Here is an 18,430-nt window from a genome sequence, read left to right as displayed (position 1 = left end):
ACGTCCCGCGCGGCTGCGACGTGACTATGACGCGACCGCCTTGACCGTAGTCGGGCTTTCGCGGCCGAGCGGATCGATGAGTGCGACATAGACGTTCGTGGTGGCGTTCGATGCAATCGTGCCGGTCCACTGGAACGCTGGATTGACGGTCGTTATCCCGTCCGCAAGCAGGACGGGCGCTGCACCGTCCTGCTCCGCCCACAGCCGGATACGGTAGGGACCGACTGCTTTCGGATGGGCGACGGGCACATCGGCGATAAGGACTTGAAGCGAAAACCCGCCGCTCGCAGCGGTGATGGTGGCGGTGATTGAAGCGGCATTGAGCGCGTCCGGCGCAGCGGGCGGTGCGTTCACCACGGTGACCGGCGCAGACAGAAGGCTGAACGCTGCGGGCGCATCCTCGATCTGCGCGGTGTTCTCCGCCGTGATCGCCCCCGGCGGCGGAAGCATCGTCGCGCCGCGAGGGAGACGACGCTCCGCCGGCAGGCGGACCTCCGCCCACCAGGTATAACGCACGAACGGAAGGAGTCCGGACGAATCCACGAACGTCGCTGCGAAGCGGGGCGCGCCGCCGGTGCGATCGAGCGGCAGCGGTCGAACGCCGCCGACCATGCGGGCATAGAGCGGATCGTTGACTGTCCCGCTGGCGCGGCGCAGACGATAGTGAGGTGGCTTCGCCGCGGTTGGCGGCTGCGCGAACAGGCCGGGCTCCGCCGCCTCAATCGCATTCAGGTCGAACCCCACCGCTTCGATCGTCAGCTCAGGCTTGCCGGTGGCGTTCACCGCGACGGAGAGACGCGGCATCGGCGGACGCCGATCGTTCGGCACGGCAACAGGTACAAGACCGCAAGCATCGAAGTCCGCCTGCACAAAGCCGCACGCCTTTGAGTCCGTTTCGGTGCCCCGATTGGTCTCCGGCACGATGCGCAGGAATCCGACCGTCTGCAACGTTCGCGGCAGCGTCGTTGCGAGGCGTGCGCGTCCATCGCCGTCGGCGGTGATAGGTGTGTCGGTGATCAGCCGGAAACGGTCAGCGCGGCCGTTCAAATGGCCTTGCTGCTGCTTCGTGTAGCCGTCGAGCGCTATAGCCGCGCGGGTTGGAGCCACGGCTAGCTCGAGGCCGCGCTGGTCGGCGATCCAGGCCCGATAAGCTTGCCCCGGCTCCGCCGGCCATGACAGGCGTAATTCGACGTCCGGCGACGGGCCCGGCCGGCTGGTCCAGATGATGCCGGGGCCGGCGGGCGTCGGTCGCGGGCGCCGGCTGTCGGTGATGCTGATGGTCTGCGTAGATTGGGGAGAGGGATTGCCTTTATCGTCGGTGAAGTGCGCGGCGAGAGGCCATGCATCGCTTTGTTGGGGAGCGAGCGCCGGCAGCGCAAACACCTGCGTGATCATGGTACCGGGCGTTGCGGCAAGTTTGCGCGTCTTGCCCGCGAAGGTCAGCTCCAGCTTTGCGATCGGGCGGCCGCCGATGCCGATCGAACTGTTGTCGGGAACGGGCACCCGCACGTCGAGCGAGCCCGGCGAGAGCTTGCCGGGGGCCTGATCGTCGAGCGTCGCGCGCAGCGGCATTGCGCGAAGCACCGGAGGCGGCGGAGCGGGGCGGTCGGGATCGGGCACGTCGACGTCTGACGGCTTGCCGAAGCGGCCGAACAGATCGCCGGAGCAAAAACGATACCGGTTCTTCGCGCCAGCCGAGATCGGCGCATCGGATGCGATCTGGTTACCCGCGCTGTCTTCTCCGCGCAGCAGCACGACGTGCCTGCGCACAGTCTTGGTCTTGATGCAGCGCGTCCGCGGCTTGAAGCCCTTGCCGTCGTCCCGCGCCATCGCCAGCAGCGGCGCGAACGGCGTGGTCGACAGGGCGAAGCCTTGCCGGAACGAGGTGCTGATGCCGCTCGCTGCTGCGATCCACTTTGCATCGGCGAGCGAAACGCGCGGCGGCGGCAGCGGATCGGGCGGGGGCACCGCGCCGGCGGCCGCCGTGAAGCAGCGGATTTCGAAACCCTTGTTGCGAAGCTTATCGGCGACATCCCTGGCGCCGGTCATGTCGAGCACCCGATCGATCATCGCCTGCTCGTCGGCGTCGAGCGGCGGCAGCCGATCCTCGAGCCGCGTGAGAATCTTGAACGGACCGAGGCGGATTTCGGAAATAACGCGCTTCGGATCGACCGCGAACACGCCGGAGACGACGAGCCCGATCATCGGCTGCGCCATGTCGCGGCGGATCGCCTTGCCGATATTGTCCGCGAAGCCGAGATAGCGCGCGAAGCCAGGGTCGCACACCGGCATCAGCACGCTGTCGAGCTGCGGCACATCGGCGCTTTGCGGCGGCGAACTGCCTTGGTTGGGGACCGCGAGCGTCACGTCCCACGGCGCATCGGCGGGAGCACGAACCACTGCCTCCAGCGCGGCGTCGACTTCGGTGCGTTGCGCGTCGATCCTGGCAACTTCGTCTTCAGGCGCGAGCGATTCGAACGGTCCATCCGGCTGGTCGAGCGCCGTATACCGACGCGGTGCGCCGCGCGCCACGCGCTCCAGACCTTCTTCCTGGGTGATGCCGCCGTAGTACCAGCGGCAATCGTCGGAAATGGGCAACGGCAGTGTAGCAATGGGCTTCTCTTCGCGTATCCGTTCGCTCGACTTCGAATAGATCGCATAGATCTTCAGACGGGCACCTGCGACGTTGCCGCCAAGACGCACCCGACGCGTCACCGGGCCGCCGACGATGGCAGCCTGTTTTGAGCGCCTCGAAATCAGTCCGCCCGTGTCGGGATCGAGCAGCGAGATTGTGGTCCTGCCGCCGCTGGGAGGAACAGCCTCGACCGCGACATAGCGCGTCGTGTCCCGCTCCGACTCAGGCGGCTCGACCGGGAGGGGGGTCTTGAGCCGTTTGGGGTCGCGCGGTGCTGCCACGGTTCGGGTGCTGACAGGCACCTGCCAGACGAGCCACGGCGCGATCGGGAGGCCGAGCAACGGGGACGACTGGATGCGGATATGAACGCCGTCCGGCAGGTCGGCGTCATTCTCCGCTTGCAATGCGAACAGCGCGAGCCAGGCAGGCGAAGCGAAACGGATCATCGGGCCTCTCCCGCGAACAACGGTGCTTTGGGAAGAAGGAGAAGTCCTGTGAGCGCCGCGATCGTTCCATCTGGTCGATGATCGGTCATGTTCAGCCGCAACATGGGTTGGTGACTGAGAGGTATCGGCAGCGGCTTCGCTCCTCCCGGCTTAATGACCTGGCCCGCGTGACCAATGACCGGGGGCGGCACGACCGGCGCCTTGAGCGATTTCCGTACGATCTTGGTGCGCGTCGTCGCGGCCTTGCCGGATCGTTGAGGCATGGTGCTCTTGGAGGAGGTCTTCGTTATCGGTTGGGCAAGCTGCTTGAAAATCCCGCCTGGGATTTTGCTGCCGGGAACGAGATGGCCAACGTCGAGCCAGGACGAAGGCAGGAACGGTGTGTCGGTCAGGAACAGAACGCGCGAGCCGGAGCGGTCGCGGAACTGGGTGTTGAAGGTCACGACCGGATGACTCGGTGCGAGTACGGCGCTCAATCCGTCGATGGTGCAGCGGCCGTCGCGATGGATCGGCTCGGGCGATTCGATGAGGACGCCGGCGCAATCCCAGCCGCTGCCGTCCGCGCGCGGCAGCCACAAGAGACTCGTGCGCGGTTTCTCCGCGATCGGCCAACCTTCGAGGCCGATCCGGCGAAGCGCATCGTCGAATGCGCAGTCGTCGCCAAGCACGGGTCCGCGTGCAAAGCCGGAAACCGCCTGGATTTCGAGATCGCCCATTGCATTGCCGGCCGTCGTCGCGCCGAAGCTCAAGGCGGCGAGCATGTCGGCCGGCGCGAACCAGCGCGACGTTTGGAAGCTGACGCCCGGCAGCCGTGCGGCGGGCGCGCCGTGGATTGCCGAGTCGATATGAACGTAAAGTTCGTACCAGGCCTGCGGCTCAAGCTCTGCGGTGGCGTCGAGCGTGAGGCCGGGCTTGGGAACGGGGCAGGGATTTGTCTCAGCCACGACAACCTCGCCGTTGATCAGGGCGACCCCGGTCGCGACCTGATAGCGGCGCTGGTCGGCGCCGCTCAGGAAGGCCGGATTGAGCGCTGCGCTGAACGAGGCAATCAGCAGCGACAGGTTGCCGGAAGGTTCGGCGGTGTCGGTGCGGCGCAGGCCGAGCTTGAGCGTGTAATTGTAAAGTTTGGCGAGCGCTTCGACATACCCGACGTCGAAATGCGCGCGCAGCGGATCGTGGCGGAAGCGCGCGACCTCGCTTTGCGCCGGCTCGTAACCGGAGAGGTGGCGCTCCAGCAGTTCCGGCGCGAACGTGTCTTGCGCACGGCGGAGCGTCTGAAGATAATTCGGCGATCCGAACTTCACGGCGGCGATGGGCTGCCCGTAATGCACAGCGCCGCCGGGCGCTGGCTGCGGCTGCGGCGCGGGCGTTGGAGGCACAGGCGTGGTCTTGAAGAAATAGCTGCGTTTCGTCGGAAGTGTGGGATCGACGTCGGAGCTTGACGTCGCGACCGGCACGCGCACGCCATAGATGATCTGCTTGTAGAGCGTGCCGGTCCACGCCAACTCCGCGTCGAGGCGATAGGTCTTGCCCGGTTGCAGCAGGCAGCGTGACACGCCGCTTTGATGCGCGGTATCGGTGAGCGGTCCGTCATTCGCGGCGTGCTGCTGGGTGGCGGCTGTTGCGGCTTGCGCATCGTTGCGGGCCTGTGCGGCGGCGAGCGCCGTTGCCGTCATGCCTTCGAGTCCCAGCAGGCCGAGCTGCTGCGTCGCCGGCCATTCGATCCGGAGTGCCGTCACACTCCCCAGCGCCTTGAAAATCAGCACTTGCTGGCCGTTGCCGATGTCTTTCGTGTCCGGGTACCACGCATTGCTCCGGTCCTTGGGATCGTACACGCGCACGAGGCCTGGTCCCTTTCCGTCCAGGCTTGCGGATGGCGCCCACAGAAACAGGAAGCCGTTGCTGGCGATCGGCTCATCGAGATAGATCGTCGCGTTGAAGCGAAGGTTCAGTCTCTCGAACGTGACTTCGTTGCCGTCGGCCGGGGTCGCGTATTCCAGCAGCAACGCGCCGGTAAAGTCCCGCTCGACCTTGATCGGAGAAGGAAGGGACGTGGTGCGCGGCTTCGCATAGTTCACCATCGGCGGCAGCGTCTGCCTTCCGATCTCGTCGAGCGGCGTGACGGTTTGCGCGTCCGACCGCGTGAATCCCGGCATCAGGAGCCCACCGATGCGGCTCTGCACCGGATCCATGCTGACGGTCTCGGGCGGCAGGCGCCAGAGTTCTTCATGCGCGACCGCATCGAAGCCCAGCGTCCAGCCGATGCGCGCGCGTGCGTCGGGCCTGCAGACGCTGCCGAGCGCACCGATCGGATCGCCCGGCAGCGACTGGCCGGCGTCGCTCATGCGGTCGATGAAGAACGTGCCCTTGATATCGAACAGGATCAGTTCGGCCGGCTCCGCCGACGAGCCGGGATTGCCGGTACGCCCTGCCTGCCAGGCCGCACTCAATTCGCCTGATACCAGCGTTCCCGGACCTTGCTCGTCGCCGGTGACATCGAAAAGCTGGAGGCTGCGCAACTCCCATTGATAGTCGAGCAGATTGCTTCCGAACGGCCGGGCGCGATCGCCCTCCGGATACTGGTCGATGGTCGGAAACTGCGCGCCGCCGCAGCCGCTGGCGAGACGCGGCGGAAATGCGAAGGTGAGGGCGATAAGCGCGTCGGGCCAGATCGTCTGCGCTTGTTGTGGCGACTGCCGTAGTTCATGGAGAAGCTGATACTTGTCGTCGATCAGCATGGCGTTCTGGCCGACGATCTGGCCGCCTTCGAGCCGGTCGAGCGGCAGCGAGGTCGGAGGAGGCACCGTCAACGGCGGCTCGGATCCGAACTTGAGTTCGACGCACTTGCGGACCTTCGTGAACAGCAGGTTCACATGCCCGCAAACCCTGGCGTAGATCGACGTATTGCCTTCGGCGACGAATGCCTGCAGGTCGGCAGAGACGCCGACAGAGACCGGTCCGATATGCGCGGAGCCGTCGACATGACCGAAGCCGGCGAGAATCAGCGGACTCGTCGCAACCAGAATATCGGCCGATGCATGAACCTCGGCCCACACGATCGGCCGCGGACCGAAGTTCAGGTCGATGCCGAAACCGAAGGCGAGGATGAAGCCGTCGAAGCTCATGGGACCGCCGCGCGGCCACTTTTCGATGCCGTGGCCGCGCAGCATGAAGTAGCCGGAAGCGCCGACGTTAAAAATGTCCGGCAGGACCCTGACGGTCGCCGGCCCGATGCCGCGCCCCTGGCCGTTGTAGCCGTCGGCGCCGATGTAGAGGTACCAGTCGGACGTGTCGCCGGTGACCGGAAAGCGTCCACCGGACGGAATCTTCGCCGTCAGCAACACCGGAATGTTCAGCGTGCCCGATATGCCGAACGTCACGGCATCGTGGGGATCGACGATGATCGCGCCGCGCAACGCGAGGAAATCGGGATCGGGATCGGGCTTGTGCGTGATGCTCATGCGGCCGGAGAGGATCGTTGCATCGATCGCCCCGAGCACGACGAGGTCCGGCACCGTCAGGAACAGCCCGGCCTTGGCGCTGAAGGCGAAGCCCATGTCGGGCAGCGTCCCGATCACGGCTTCCAATCCGAAGGTGAAGTTGCCGGGCGACTCGTTGAACGGTTCGGGGCGGCCGGGCGGCGGCGGCTCCTGCGGGTCCCACAGCAGCGCGTGCTCGATCGGATCCTCGCCGGGAGCGGGCGGCGCGATCGTCGTCGCAATGCCGAAGGTGCCGCCGACGCCGAACAGGCCGAGTCCGCTGTTGGCGAGCGGCAGCGGTCCCGGCAGGTCGGCGGCGAGTTCGAGCAGAACCATCTTGCCATGCAGCCGCAGCGATGCCTCGGCATTGAACCCGGCCGGCACCACCTGCACGCGGATCATTGCCTCGAAGCCGGCGTCGCTGACGCTGACCTTGCCTTCGCCCTCGATGACGCCGGGCATGGTGATCTGCGCGTCAAGACCGCGGATGCTGGCGGTGATCGTGTGGGTTTCGGGGTGGAGTGTCGCACGGATAGTCGCGCCGGAGACGCGCACCGGGCCGAGATCGAGCTTGAAGCGCAGATCGACCTCGATCCAGATCGAACCTCGCCCGCTGCGCGAGCCCAGCACGTCGAACAGTGAGCCCGGTCCTTCGATGAGCCAGCGGCCGGGATCCTCGACCTCCATCGTGGCATGCCGGTAGTCGAGCCCGATCATGCCGAGGCCGCTTTGGGAATGGTCGAGCGAGAGCACTACGCCGCGCAGCCGGATACGCAGCGGCTCCTCGGGCGCGAGCGAGACCGACATCACGCCGAGGTCGATGGGGTGGATCACGACATCGACCGCGTAGTCGAGCGTGAAGGTCTGCTTGTCGGTGAGCGCGAGGCCCTTCGGCTTGCCTTCGGTGGCAAGCTCGACGCCATGGACCACCAGGCGGCCCTTGTCGTTGAGCAGCGTGCTCAACGCCATTCCGGCGGTGAGGAGCCCGGCCGCAGGCGTCCCCGCGCCGGCGCTGCCGAGATTCTTCTCTGCGATCAGCGCGGTGGCGAACGCCCCGGCGGCGATGAAGCCCTTCTCGGCGGCGCCACCACCCTCGGCACTCACGGCGAGGATGCCATTGGCGCCCTGCGCCTCGATACCGATCGACAGCCGCGTCGGAGCGGCCGCATCGTTGGTCTCGCGCGAGAAACGGGCGCGCGCGATCAGCGGCCGGCTGGCGAGAACATGCAATGTCCCGCCGTCGACGTTCTCATGGTACTGGTCGACCGGCAGTTCCGCCGCGACCTCGACCAGCGTCGGAAGGAAAGAAGCGAGACCGGTCGCGGTCGGATCGACGCATTCGATGCGCACCGTCATTGCAGGCTTGCCGTCCCGTGCCGGCACGTGGGCTTCCGCCGACAGCGCTATCCCTGTGGGATCGAGCCCGATCTCGATCTGCGCATCGACGGCGGTGCGACCGAACAGCGGCACGCTCTCCGGCAAGTAGAAACGCGCGTTGCGGATCGACAATCCCTTCCACGCCGGGGTGTCGCCGGGCAGCACGATCGGATGGCCGTCGACCGATGCGGGGGGCGGGGCGGCCTGCGTGCTCATGTCGATGAAGAAGCCATCCGGTAACTCGAGGCCGAAGCCGCTCGATCCCAGCATGACGGTCGGTGGATCGAGCGTGAGCCTGACCACGCCGTCCGGCTGATCGATCGACGGCCCGAGACGCATGGTCGCCTGCGTGCCCTTCCGCCCTTCGATCACGAGTGCGATCGTCGCGCCCAGTACCCTGACCTGGCCCGCCGTCGCGGTCAGCCATTCCTCGCCGCCGGCCGCGCCGTTGTGGATCGCGGGCGTGAATGCGCGCCCTGCGCTGTCGGCCGCGAGATCGGTCAAGCGAGTGGCGGGAGGCACCTGTCCGAGGTCGAAGGCGAGATCAAAGCCATCCGGGCGAAGGGCGAAACGAAACGGCAGCGGGGGACCGAGCGGCGCGAGCGAGAGATCGAAGAACAGCGGATGCGCGGCGCCCCCCAATTGCGCTTTGCCGTTATAAGCTCCGCCGACCGGGCCGCTGATGGTGGCGGGATCAACTTCGAGTCCGCTGAGAAGCGTGTCGATCTTCGATGTTAACAGTATGCCTTGAAGCCAATCGTTGCTCTCGATCCAGGATCGCAAGGTCGTCAAAATGCCCTCCGCCGACACGGCAATGACGCGATACAAACAATTCCGTCAAATCGAGTTTGAGAATATTGATCGGCTCATGCTTAGATATAACGGATGGTCGACAAAATATGGAAAACAGGAGTCGATCGAGACGCATCGAATCAACGCTTACAACGTCTCAATCAAAGTGCGCATTTTTGTGACAAATGCTTTTCATGTCATCCGACTGGCGCGGGTGAGCGTTCCGGGAAACTCGCGGTGCGACCGTCTCAGTTGTTCGACGCGGTCGTAGAGGCGCGATTGCTGCGCATCATTGCCGGGGCACGGATGGTTCTTTGCGAACGCTGCTTTTAGGGATAGCCGTGCAGCATCAGTCGGTCCGCGCGGACTTCCCAACTCTCGAGCCTGTTGAGGAAACTCATCCCGAGAAGGTTTGTTTTCATCTGGCCGCGCGGCACCACGAGCGCCGGCACCGATCGCTCGACGAGCTTCCCGACCGCAAGCCGGTCAAGTGTCAGCCGCGCGGCGCGCGCGTGTCCGCCGGCGGTCTCGACATCGACGTCGTAGTTCAGCAATTCCAGCGGCAGCCCCGCCGCTTTCGCGGTTTCATAGGTAAGGACGACAGAGGTTGCGCCGGTGTCGATGATCATCGCTGTTTTCACGCCGTTGATCTTGGCGTGCAACGTGAAGTCGCCATTCTGGGCGCGAGGAATCTGGACGCTACGCGGAGGGCCTGCGCCGGCCTCGCGCAGCATGGTCGAGACCACGCTTTTCGCGGCCGATATTCGGGCCGGGTCGCCATAGGCGACCACGGCGCCGGCTGTCGCCGCCAGCATCACGATGACAAGCAGGATGCGGATCACGATGCACCTGTCAGGTTTTCGGCTGCAGCTTGTTGATGCAAGTCGCTCAACATGGCGTTCCGATACTCATTCAGGACCATGACGATCATTCATGCGCTCCCGAAACCCTGTCTAAAGACCTGTGCCGGCATTCATGATCGGCTTGTTCCGCAGGCGGCGTTTTTCATCCGCTGCCGGATCGGCCGATTGAGTGGGCTGGAGCGGCGGCGCTTCCTCCATCGGCGCGAGGGCCGACATCACGCGCTCCGGCGGAAAGGTGACGATAACCTCAGTGCCGACACGGAGCTTGGATCGCAGCGTAAAGGTGCCGCCGTGCATGTCGATCAGGCTCTTTGCGATCGGCAATCCGAGACCTGCGCCTTGCTCTGCGGATTTGATCGAATTCGAACCCTGCCCGAATGACGCCAGCACGATCGGGATTTCGTCCTCCGCGATTCCCGAGCCGTTATCCTTGACGCTGAGGTATTGCCCGCCCGAAGCGGTCCATCCGACCTTCAACCAGATCTCGCCGCCCTGTGGCGTGAATTTGATCGAGTTCGACAACAGGTTGAGCACGATCTGCCGCGTGGCGCGTTCGTCGCCCCAGATGCGCGGCATGCCTTGTTCGAACACTTCGTGAATGGCGATGCCGCGGCTGGAGGCCCGCAGCTTCAGGAGGTGGTGACAGTCCGCGACGACATGGACCAGAGACACGGCTTCTTCATTGAGTTCGTAACGGCCGGCTTCGATTCGCGACAGGTCGAGAATCTCGTTGATGAGATTCAGCAGGTGAACGCCGGAATTGTGAATGTCGGCCGAATAGCTCTTGTAGACGCCGACCGCGTGCTCGCCGAAAATCTCGCTCTTCATCACTTCGGAAAATCCGAGGATGGCGTTGAGCGGTGTCCGCAGTTCGTGACTCATCTGAGCCAGGAATCGCGATTTTGCGACGTTGGCCGATTCCGCGCGATGCCGCGCTTCATCCGAAATGGCCTTGGCCTGTTCAAGTTCAGCGATCAGGGCGTCCTTTTCTGCGCGCGCTTCGAGCGTCGCCAGCGTCGTGGAATGCAGGCGATGCGCGAGCAGCGCAAAATATCCTTCCGCGACCAGCGCGAGAATGGCAAGGACGTAGTTGTTGAAAGAGCCGCCGGCTGCGAACTTCAGCGCGATCACCGAGGTCACGGGGGCGGTTGCGGCAAGCGCTGCAATGGGCAGGCTCGCGGCGAGCATGGTCGATACCGCCACGACCAGCAGCATCAGGAACATCATCAGGGTATTTGCAACCGGGTCCGATCCGGAGGGATGAACCAGGATCGCCATCCAGCACAGGCCGTACAGGAGGTCGAGCAGAATGAAGCGCACGCGCCATCTGCGGGTGCTGTTGTGGGACGACGTCTCCTTGAGGAAATTGTTGCAGTTGTAGATGATGAGGGCATGGATGGACAGCATCACGAATGTCCATGCCGCGGCCGTCGCAGGCTCCAACCAGAAGCCGAACAGCACGCCGGCTGCGACCACGAGCAGCATCACCACGAACGAGGCCGACAGCCGCGTTTGCGCATATTGCCGAAGCAGTTCGTGATCGAACGCCGGGCGGGTTCCGCTCGTCGAGGTCAACCGGTCGCGCGCTTCGCGGACCCGCTGCGTGGCGTCGCGCCGATGACGTGCGGAAGGTACAATCGCGGGCGCGACCGGAACCTGGACGACTTCAGGTTTATCGGCGGGGGTACTCATCAACCAACACGAATCCTACACGCGGCGCGCGAGTCCTTACTCGCTTATCTCTGGCGCTAAATCATTAAGGGCTGCCTTAAAGTGCAGGCCAATTCAGTTAACGGGAGGTTAAATCCTTTTCGAAACAGGATTTACTGCGGCGAATGGCCCGAGTCGCGCCTGTCGCGAACCGGGCCTCCGTTAATGTTCGAGGCGCGCGAGGAGACTGGAGGTGTCCCAGCGGCGGCCTCCCATTTTCTCGACTTCCGCGTAGAACGCATCCACCAGGCTTGTGACCGGAAGACTGGCGCCGTTACGGCGGGCCTCGGAGATGCAGATCGAGAGGTCCTTGCGCATCCATTCGACGGCGAAGCCGAAATCGAACCTGCCTTCGTTCATCGTCTTGGAGCGGTTTTCCATCTGCCAGGATTGAGCGGCACCCTTCGAAATCACCTCGACCACCGAATTGACGTCGAGTCCCGCCTTCTTGGCGAAGTGGATGCCTTCCGACAGTCCTTCGACGAGGCCGGCAATACAGATCTGGTTGACCATTTTTGTTAACTGGCCCGCGCCGGCCGGGCCAAGCCGTTTGCACATCCGGGCATAGGCCGCGATGACCGGTTCGGCGCCGGCGTAGGCGCTCTCCGTTCCGCCGCACATGACGGTGAGAACGCCATTTTCGGCGCCGGCCTGCCCGCCGGAAACCGGGGCGTCGACAAAACCGAAGCCGCGTCTGGTCGCTTCGGCATCGAGTTCGCGCGCGACCTGTGCGGAGGCGGTCGTATGATCGACAAAGGTGGCGCCTCGCTTCATTCCGGCAAAGGCGCCCCCGGCGCCGATCGTGATGGCGCGCAAGTCGTCGTCGTTGCCGACGCAGGCCATCACGAAATCCTGACCTTCGGCTGCCGCTTGCGGCGTCGGTGCGGTCTTGCCGCCGAATTTCTCGGCCCACGCCCTGGCTTTGGCCGGCGTTCGATTGAACACGGTCACCTCGTGGCCGCCTTTTACGGCGAGATGTCCTGCCATGGGGAATCCCATGACGCCGAGACCGAGAAATGCGACTTTGGCCATGTCCAAACCTTATTCAAAAATCCGGGGTTTCCGTTATCGCGGGCGAGCCTGCTTGACGGGCATTTTGCGGGTGAGCGGGGACGACCGCGTCGCGATCAAATCTTGCCCTCTGCTCAGCATAGCCTCTGAGGCTGCAGCGGCAAAGGCGGGAATATCCTTAAAAAGCACGGACGCAACGGCAATGCGATCGGGGCAATAGAGAGTTGTCGCCGGCAGAATTCCAAGACGTTTCAAAACGCGTTAGGATTAAGCCGGTAACTGTTCGTCAGTCGGACACGGGAGCGACGCGACATGAGCGTTGGCACGCTTGATCATTTCAATATCCGGACCCGCAAGCTTGCCGAGACGGTACGCTTTTACGAGGAGGTCCTTGGTCTCACCAAAGGCGCCAGGCCGGACTTCGCGTTTCCTGGCGCGTGGCTCTATAGCGAGGGAAAGCCGGTGGTTCACCTCGTCGACATCTCACCGACGTCGGAGCCGCAGAAGCCGGATTCCGGCGTTGTCCATCATATTGCCTTCGCCAGCTGCGATTTCAGCGGCATGAAACAACGTCTGGAATCGAAAGGCTTCGCTTTCAGAGCTCGCGAGGTCCCGGGCGGGGCCCTGTGGCAGATTTTCGTCAGCGACCCGAACGGCGTGATGATCGAGCTGAATTACGATGCGGCGGCTGAACGGAAGTAACCTCGCCGCTTTGCGCGCAGGTCTGCCGTTGGATTAATCGAGCACGGGCGTTGACCGGGGTGAGGCGGGTAGCCATGTTGAGCCTGTTTCGAGGCGAGTGGTCCGATTCTAACATTTGCATCCTGTTGAGGCAGGTATTCTCGCAAATGGTGGAAACCAAGGACGCAAATAGGGTTCTAGTGGAGTTTCGGATTTGACATTCGCTTCTCGCGCTCGCTGCAAATCGGATAGCGAATGTCAAATCCACTCTGCGAGCAAGCCGATCCCGGAGTGATGATTTGACCGTAACGCCGCAACAAGTTCTCGATCGGCTGGCCGGCGTTCTTTCTCCGCGCGGCGTGGCGTTGACCGACGCCGGCGTACTGTCGGAGATCGCCGTTAACGGCGACAGGGTGTTTTTCTCCATTAACGTCGAGACGTCGGAGACAGGCGCATGGGAGGGTGTTCGCGCCCAGGCGGAGGCGGCGGTGCGCGCGATCCCCGGCGTGTCGGTTGCGATGGTTGCCTTGACCGCCGAACGCAAGCCGGGGGACCCCGCTTATCCGCCGCCGCGGTCCGGGCAGGGGATTCCGCATGTGTCCACGCATCGGTCGCCGCCGCCGTCAGGCTCCCCGATGGCGCGACAGACGGATATTCCCGGAGTTGCCGCCGTTATTGCCGTTGCCTCCGGCAAAGGCGGCGTCGGCAAGTCGACCACTGCGCTCAATCTCGCGCTCGGCCTGCGGGCTCTCGGTTTGCGGGTCGGTCTGCTCGATGCGGACATCTACGGACCCTCGATACCGAGACTGACCGGGATTCGGGAAAAGCCGCAATTGACGGCCGACAAGAAGATGGTCCCGATCGCGCGTTTTGGCCTGGCGGTCATGTCGGTCGGCTTTCTGGTCGAGGAAGAAAGCGCGATGATCTGGCGCGGTCCGATGGTAACGTCCGCGATCAGGCAGATGCTGCGGGATGTCGCCTGGGGCGAACTTGACATTCTGGTCGTGGACATGCCGCCGGGGACCGGCGATGCGCAACTGACGCTTGCGCAGACCGTGCCGCTCAAGGGCGCCGTCATCGTTTCGACACCGCAGGATTTGTCGCTGATCGATGCGAGACGCGGGTTGGCCATGTTCAGAAAGGTCAACGTGCCGGTTCTCGGCATCGTCGAAAACATGAGCTTTTTCCAGTGCCCGCATTGCGGGGCGCGAAGCGATATTTTCGGTCACGGCGGAGCGCGGCATGAAGCGGAACGGCTGGGAGTGCCGTTCCTCGGCGAAATCCCGCTTCATATGTCGATTCGCGAGACCTCGGATTTGGGTCATCCGGTCGTGGAGAGCGATCCCGACGGACCGCACGCGGCGATCTACCGGACGATCGCCGGACATGTGCGCGACCGGCTTCAGGAGACGATCGCTACCGTCTAGAGCCGCGTTTCCACAGGAGCCGTCTGCGATTGCGTGCAGGAATTCAAAGAAACGTTCTCACAAGGAGTGCCTGAATGAAACGTCGTGATTTTCTGAAGGTTTCAGCAGCCGGTGCTGCAGCCGCAGCCGTCGCTTCGCCGGCAATTGCGCAATCGGCGCCTGAGATCAAATGGCGCATGACGTCGAGTTTTCCGAAGTCGCTCGACACGATCTACGGCGCTTCCGAGTTCTTTGCGAAGCAGATCGCGGAAATGACCGACAACAAATTTCAAATCCAGATCTTTGCTGCCGGAGAGATTGTCCCCGGATTGCAGGCACTCGATGCGACGGCCAACGATACCGTCGAGATGAGCCACACGGTTTCCTATTATTATGTGGGAAAGGATCCGACTTTCGCGGTCTTCGCGTCCGTGCCGTTCGGTCTCAACGCGCGTCAACAGAATTCCTGGCTCTATCAGGGCGGAGGCAATGAACTCGCCAATGAGTTTTTCAAGAAGTTCGGCGTGATCGGCTTTCCCTGCGGCAATACCGGCACGCAGATGGGCGGCTGGTTCCGCAAGGAGATCAAGACGGTCGCCGACTTGTCGGGCCTGAAGATGCGAATCGGCGGCATTGCCGGGCAGGTGCTTCAGAAGGTCGGTGTCGTGCCGCAACAGCTTGCGGGCGGTGACGTTTATCCTTCGCTGGAAAAGGGCACGATCGATGCGGCCGAGTGGGTCGGTCCATACGACGATGAAAAGCTGGGCTTCCAGAAGGTCGCGAAATACTACTACTATCCCGGCTTCTGGGAAGGCGGCCCGACTGTTCACGCATTCTGCAATCTCGAAAAGTGGAATACCTTGCCGAAGGCCTACCAGGCGATCGTGATGAATGCGGCGGCGAACGCCAACACCTGGATGACGGCTCGCTACGACATGCAGAATCCCACCGCCCTCAAGCGTCTCGTCGCAGGCGGCACGCAACTCCGGCCGCTCAGCAACGACATCCTCGATGCCTGCCTGAAAGCCACGAATGAATTGTGGGGCGAGATCTCGGCGAAGAATCCCGAGTTCAAGAAGGCGATCGATACGATGCAGGCCTATCGCTCGGACGAATACCTGTGGTGGCAGGTGGCCGAATATACCTACGACAGCTTCATGATCCGGTCGCGGACCCGCGGCTGACGCGCACAAATCGCCCAGGCACGAAGCATTCTATCAGGCTGCTGCAAGCCTTTCCGGTCATTTCCGGACGCCGCGTTAGAGCATGATCCCGAAAAGGGGAAAGCCGGTTTTCGGATAAGATCATGCTCGATCAAAAGGGTAAGGCCAGAGTCTGTGTCAACGCAGTTGAATCGGACTCTGGCGGCGATCCGGAATCCAGATATTCAGCGACAATTCGTCGACTGGATTTCCGGGCTCGCACCGTCGGCGCGCTTCGGAATGACAACATTCGCTATTGCTGTGGTTTCAGTAACGGACCGAAATCGAGCGGCGCGACGTCGATATCGGGGACCTCGATCTTGATCTTGTTGAGATCGACGGTTGCCGTTTTGCCGAGCAACCCCGTCACCGTTATGGGGAACGCGATCACGAGCACGACCATGATGATCTGCAATCCGATCCAGGGCACGGCGCCCCAGTAGATGTCGGAACTCTTCACTTCGCGAGGCGCGACTCCGCGCAGGTAGAACAAGGCGAAACCGAACGGCGGGTGGAGAAACGAGGTCTGCATGTTGACGCAGATCATGACGCCGAACCAGATCAGGGCTGCGTCCGCGCCGACGATCGGGGCGAGAAGCTTCTGGGCCACCGGTGCGATCATCGGCAGGATGATGAAGGCGATCTCGAAAAAATCGAGGAAGAATGCCAGGAAGAAAATGAAGGCGTTGATGAAGGCAAGAAATCCCCACGCGCCGCCAGGCAGCGAAATCAAGAGGTGTTCGAGCCACTCGCCGCCGGATACGCCGAGAAATACGACGGAGAAACAGGTCGAACCGATCAGGATGAAAGTCACCATGGTGGTGAGGCGCATGGTCGACTGATAGCCTTGTTTGATGAGGTCTCGGAGTCCGGGAATGCGGACGGCTTCGAGACAAATCCACACGACGGCAAGATAGGTGACGGCGAACGCGATCTTGAAGGCCGGTCCTTCCGCGACGAAGATTCCGACCAGCGTGCCGATACCGCCGGCGATCGAGCCGACAATCAGAAATTTTCGGCCGGTGGTGCTGAAATCCTTGTGGTGAATGGCCGCTAGAACGATGGCGCCGACAGCGCCCATCGCGCCAGCTTCCGTTGGCGTCGCCAGTCCCATCATCATGGTGCCGAGCACGACGAAGATCAGGACAGCGGACGGAATGATGCCCATCAGGCATTTGCGCCAGAGCGGCCAGCCGGTGAGCGTGCGGAATTCCTTCGGCACCGGCGGAACGTGATGGGGTTTGAAGATGCCGAGCAGGAACGTGTAGCCGGCAAACAGCACGATCTGGAACAGCGAGGGTCCCCACGCGCCGAGATACATATCGCCGACCGACTTTCCGAGCTGGTCGGCGAGGACGATCAGCACCAGCGATGGCGGAACGAGCTGGGTGATGGTGCCGGACGCCGCCAGCACGCCGGTGATGTAGCGCGTGTTATAGCCGTAGCGCATCATTACGGGCATCGAGATCAGCGCCATCGCGATCACCTGCGCAGCGACCGTGCCGGTGATGGCGCCGAGGATGAAGCCGACAAGTATGACCGAATATCCGAGGCCGCCGCGGATCGGCCCGAACAACTGACCCATCGAGTCGAGCATGTCCTCCGCAAGGCCACAGCGCTCCAGCACCGATCCCATGAACGTGAAAAACGGGATCGCGAGCAGCAGTTCGTTGGACAGCACGCTGCCGAACACGCGTCCCGGAATGGCCTGAAGGAAATTCAGGTCGAAGAAGCCGAGATGGATCGCGAGGAAGCCGAACGAGAGTCCGACAGCAGCCAGCGTGAAGGCCACCGGAAAGCCGATCAGCATCGCCAGAACCAGCCCGCCGAACATCATCGGCGGCATCATCTGGAGCGTAATCATTGGGTCGGTCTCTCATACGTCGTATCGATCGTGACGACGCCGAGCAGTGCCGCGATGCGCTTGATCACCTCCGAGACACCCTGAAGTGCAAGCATTACGAAACCGGCGGGGACGACGAGCTTGATCGGCCAGCGGACCAGGCCGCCCGCATTCCCCGACATTTCGCCGACCGCATAGGACTGCATGAAGAACGGCCAGGACAGGTAGCTCAGCAGCAGGCACGCCGGGATCAGAAGAAATAACGTGCCGAGGAGGTCGAGCCAGAGCTTGCCGCGCTCGGAGAGAAACAAATAGAAGATTTCGACGCGGACGTGTTCGTTGCGTTTGAAAGTGTAGGACGCACCGAACATCACGAGGACCGCGAACATGTACCACTGCAATTCGAGCCAGCCATTCGAGCTGTAGCCGAATGCATACCGGATCATCGCATTGCCGGCGCTCACAAGAACGGCGAGCAGCACGAGGATGTTGCAGACGTACCCGACCTTTTCGTTGAGCTGGTCGATGGCCGCGCTCAGGGCCAGAAACGGACGCATCACATCCTCCTCGCGAGCCGCCGCGATTTTGGAAGCCGGGCTAGCGCGTATTCCGCAAAAGTGGATACCGGTTTTGCGATCAGCATACGCGCAAGTTTTTGATTGAGAGCATTTCCTTCGGCTAACCGGATTCCACTTAGCCAGAAAATGCCCAGAGACCAGCACCGCTCACGCAAGCCACTTCTGGACAGGGTACGCGTCGCGCTGCGAAGTTTCGGTGCTTCCCCGAAATGGAGCGCACCGCTCGGCTGCGCTACCATGAAGCCGGCGCACCATTCCAGCGCCGGGCTACCGTCGTCAACCGCAGGCTTGTTGATATCGGGGGAGTATAGGGCGGCGCGCACGCCGTCCGCGACAGTTTGTCTGCCTAACCGCCGGTTACGCTCATGTGCCGGCTGACGCTCGGGCGATTGTGGCGGTCGATGATG

General features: G+C 63.1%; 11 protein-coding genes. 3 read left to right on the top strand and 8 right to left on the bottom strand.

All coding sequences use genetic code 11. The annotated features are described in order from the left end of the window. Positions 1-24 precede the first annotated feature (24 nt). The 5 genes from BGN91_RS12760 to BGN91_RS12740 all read right to left on the bottom strand — a co-directional run bounded on the left by BGN91_RS12760 (position 25) and on the right by BGN91_RS12740 (position 12,334). Positions 25-3,081, bottom strand: coding sequence for a hypothetical protein (locus tag BGN91_RS12760; RefSeq protein WP_292613715.1), 3,057 nt, complete (start codon positions 3,079-3,081; stop codon positions 25-27). After that, complete coding sequence (locus BGN91_RS12755; RefSeq protein ID WP_292613714.1) at positions 3,078-8,729, bottom strand: hypothetical protein; 5,652 nt, start codon at positions 8,727-8,729, stop codon at positions 3,078-3,080. The genes BGN91_RS12760 and BGN91_RS12755 overlap by 4 nt, the downstream gene beginning before the upstream one ends. A gap of 329 nt (positions 8,730-9,058) precedes the next feature. Beyond that, entirely contained in the window at positions 9,059-9,571 is a 513-nt protein-coding gene (locus BGN91_RS12750) for a TIGR02281 family clan AA aspartic protease (protein WP_292613713.1), read from the bottom strand. 111 nt (positions 9,572-9,682) lie between these two features. Next, positions 9,683-11,284, bottom strand: a complete 1,602-nt coding sequence (locus BGN91_RS12745; RefSeq protein WP_292613712.1) for a HAMP domain-containing sensor histidine kinase — start codon at positions 11,282-11,284, stop codon at positions 9,683-9,685. Positions 11,285-11,464: 180 nt separating this feature from the next. Next, a complete protein-coding gene (locus tag BGN91_RS12740; RefSeq protein ID WP_292613711.1) occupies positions 11,465-12,334 on the bottom strand; it encodes an NAD(P)-dependent oxidoreductase in 870 nt (289 codons plus the stop codon). A gap of 291 nt (positions 12,335-12,625) precedes the next feature. On the opposite strand from BGN91_RS12740, the gene BGN91_RS12735 reads away from it, so the two are divergent. The 3 genes from BGN91_RS12735 (at position 12,626) to BGN91_RS12725 (ending at position 15,584) form a co-directional block, all read left to right on the top strand. Continuing rightward, positions 12,626-13,015, top strand: coding sequence for a VOC family protein (locus tag BGN91_RS12735; protein ID WP_292613709.1), 390 nt, complete (start codon positions 12,626-12,628; stop codon positions 13,013-13,015). A 278-nt stretch (positions 13,016-13,293) separates the two neighbouring features. Further along, a complete protein-coding gene (locus BGN91_RS12730; protein ID WP_292613707.1) occupies positions 13,294-14,421 on the top strand; it encodes an Mrp/NBP35 family ATP-binding protein in 1,128 nt (375 codons plus the stop codon). A gap of 74 nt (positions 14,422-14,495) precedes the next feature. Beyond that, positions 14,496-15,584, top strand: a complete 1,089-nt coding sequence (locus BGN91_RS12725) for a TRAP transporter substrate-binding protein (protein ID WP_292613705.1) — start codon at positions 14,496-14,498, stop codon at positions 15,582-15,584. 271 nt (positions 15,585-15,855) lie between these two features. Here the strand turns inward: BGN91_RS12725 and BGN91_RS12720 are convergent, their stop codons facing one another. From BGN91_RS12720 to BGN91_RS12710, 3 genes are all read right to left on the bottom strand, one after another. Continuing rightward, positions 15,856-17,466 (bottom strand): TRAP transporter large permease subunit, encoded by a 1,611-nt coding sequence (locus BGN91_RS12720; RefSeq protein WP_292613703.1) that lies wholly within the window; start codon positions 17,464-17,466, stop codon positions 15,856-15,858. Continuing rightward, complete coding sequence (locus BGN91_RS12715; RefSeq protein WP_292613701.1) at positions 17,463-18,002, bottom strand: TRAP transporter small permease subunit; 540 nt, start codon at positions 18,000-18,002, stop codon at positions 17,463-17,465. The genes BGN91_RS12720 and BGN91_RS12715 overlap by 4 nt, the downstream gene beginning before the upstream one ends. After that, positions 18,002-18,430 (bottom strand): hypothetical protein (locus BGN91_RS12710; RefSeq protein WP_292613700.1); only part of this gene is annotated, 429 nt, incomplete at its 5' end. The genes BGN91_RS12710 and BGN91_RS12715, both read right to left, overlap by 1 nt.

Origin of the sequence: Nitrobacter sp. 62-13, from assembly GCF_001896955.1 — a bacterium.
Lineage (GTDB): Bacteria > Pseudomonadota > Alphaproteobacteria > Rhizobiales > Xanthobacteraceae > Nitrobacter.
This window is presented reverse-complemented; position numbering and strand designations above follow the sequence as displayed.

Bases quoted from the DNA above. Each gene is read 5' to 3' on its own strand.
- BGN91_RS12725 (WP_292613705.1), top strand. From the start codon at position 14,496: ATGAAACGTCGTGATTTTCTGAAGGTTTCAGCAGCCGGTGCTGCAGCC.
- BGN91_RS12740 (WP_292613711.1), bottom strand. From the start codon at position 12,334: ATGGCCAAAGTCGCATTTCTCGGTCTCGGCGTCATGGGATTCCCCATG.
- BGN91_RS12720 (WP_292613703.1), bottom strand. From the start codon at position 17,466: ATGATTACGCTCCAGATGATGCCGCCGATGATGTTCGGCGGGCTGGTT.
- BGN91_RS12735 (WP_292613709.1), top strand. From the start codon at position 12,626: ATGAGCGTTGGCACGCTTGATCATTTCAATATCCGGACCCGCAAGCTT.
- BGN91_RS12715 (WP_292613701.1), bottom strand. From the start codon at position 18,002: ATGCGTCCGTTTCTGGCCCTGAGCGCGGCCATCGACCAGCTCAACGAA.
- BGN91_RS12745 (WP_292613712.1), bottom strand. From the start codon at position 11,284: ATGAGTACCCCCGCCGATAAACCTGAAGTCGTCCAGGTTCCGGTCGCG.
- BGN91_RS12760 (WP_292613715.1), bottom strand. From the start codon at position 3,081: ATGATCCGTTTCGCTTCGCCTGCCTGGCTCGCGCTGTTCGCATTGCAA.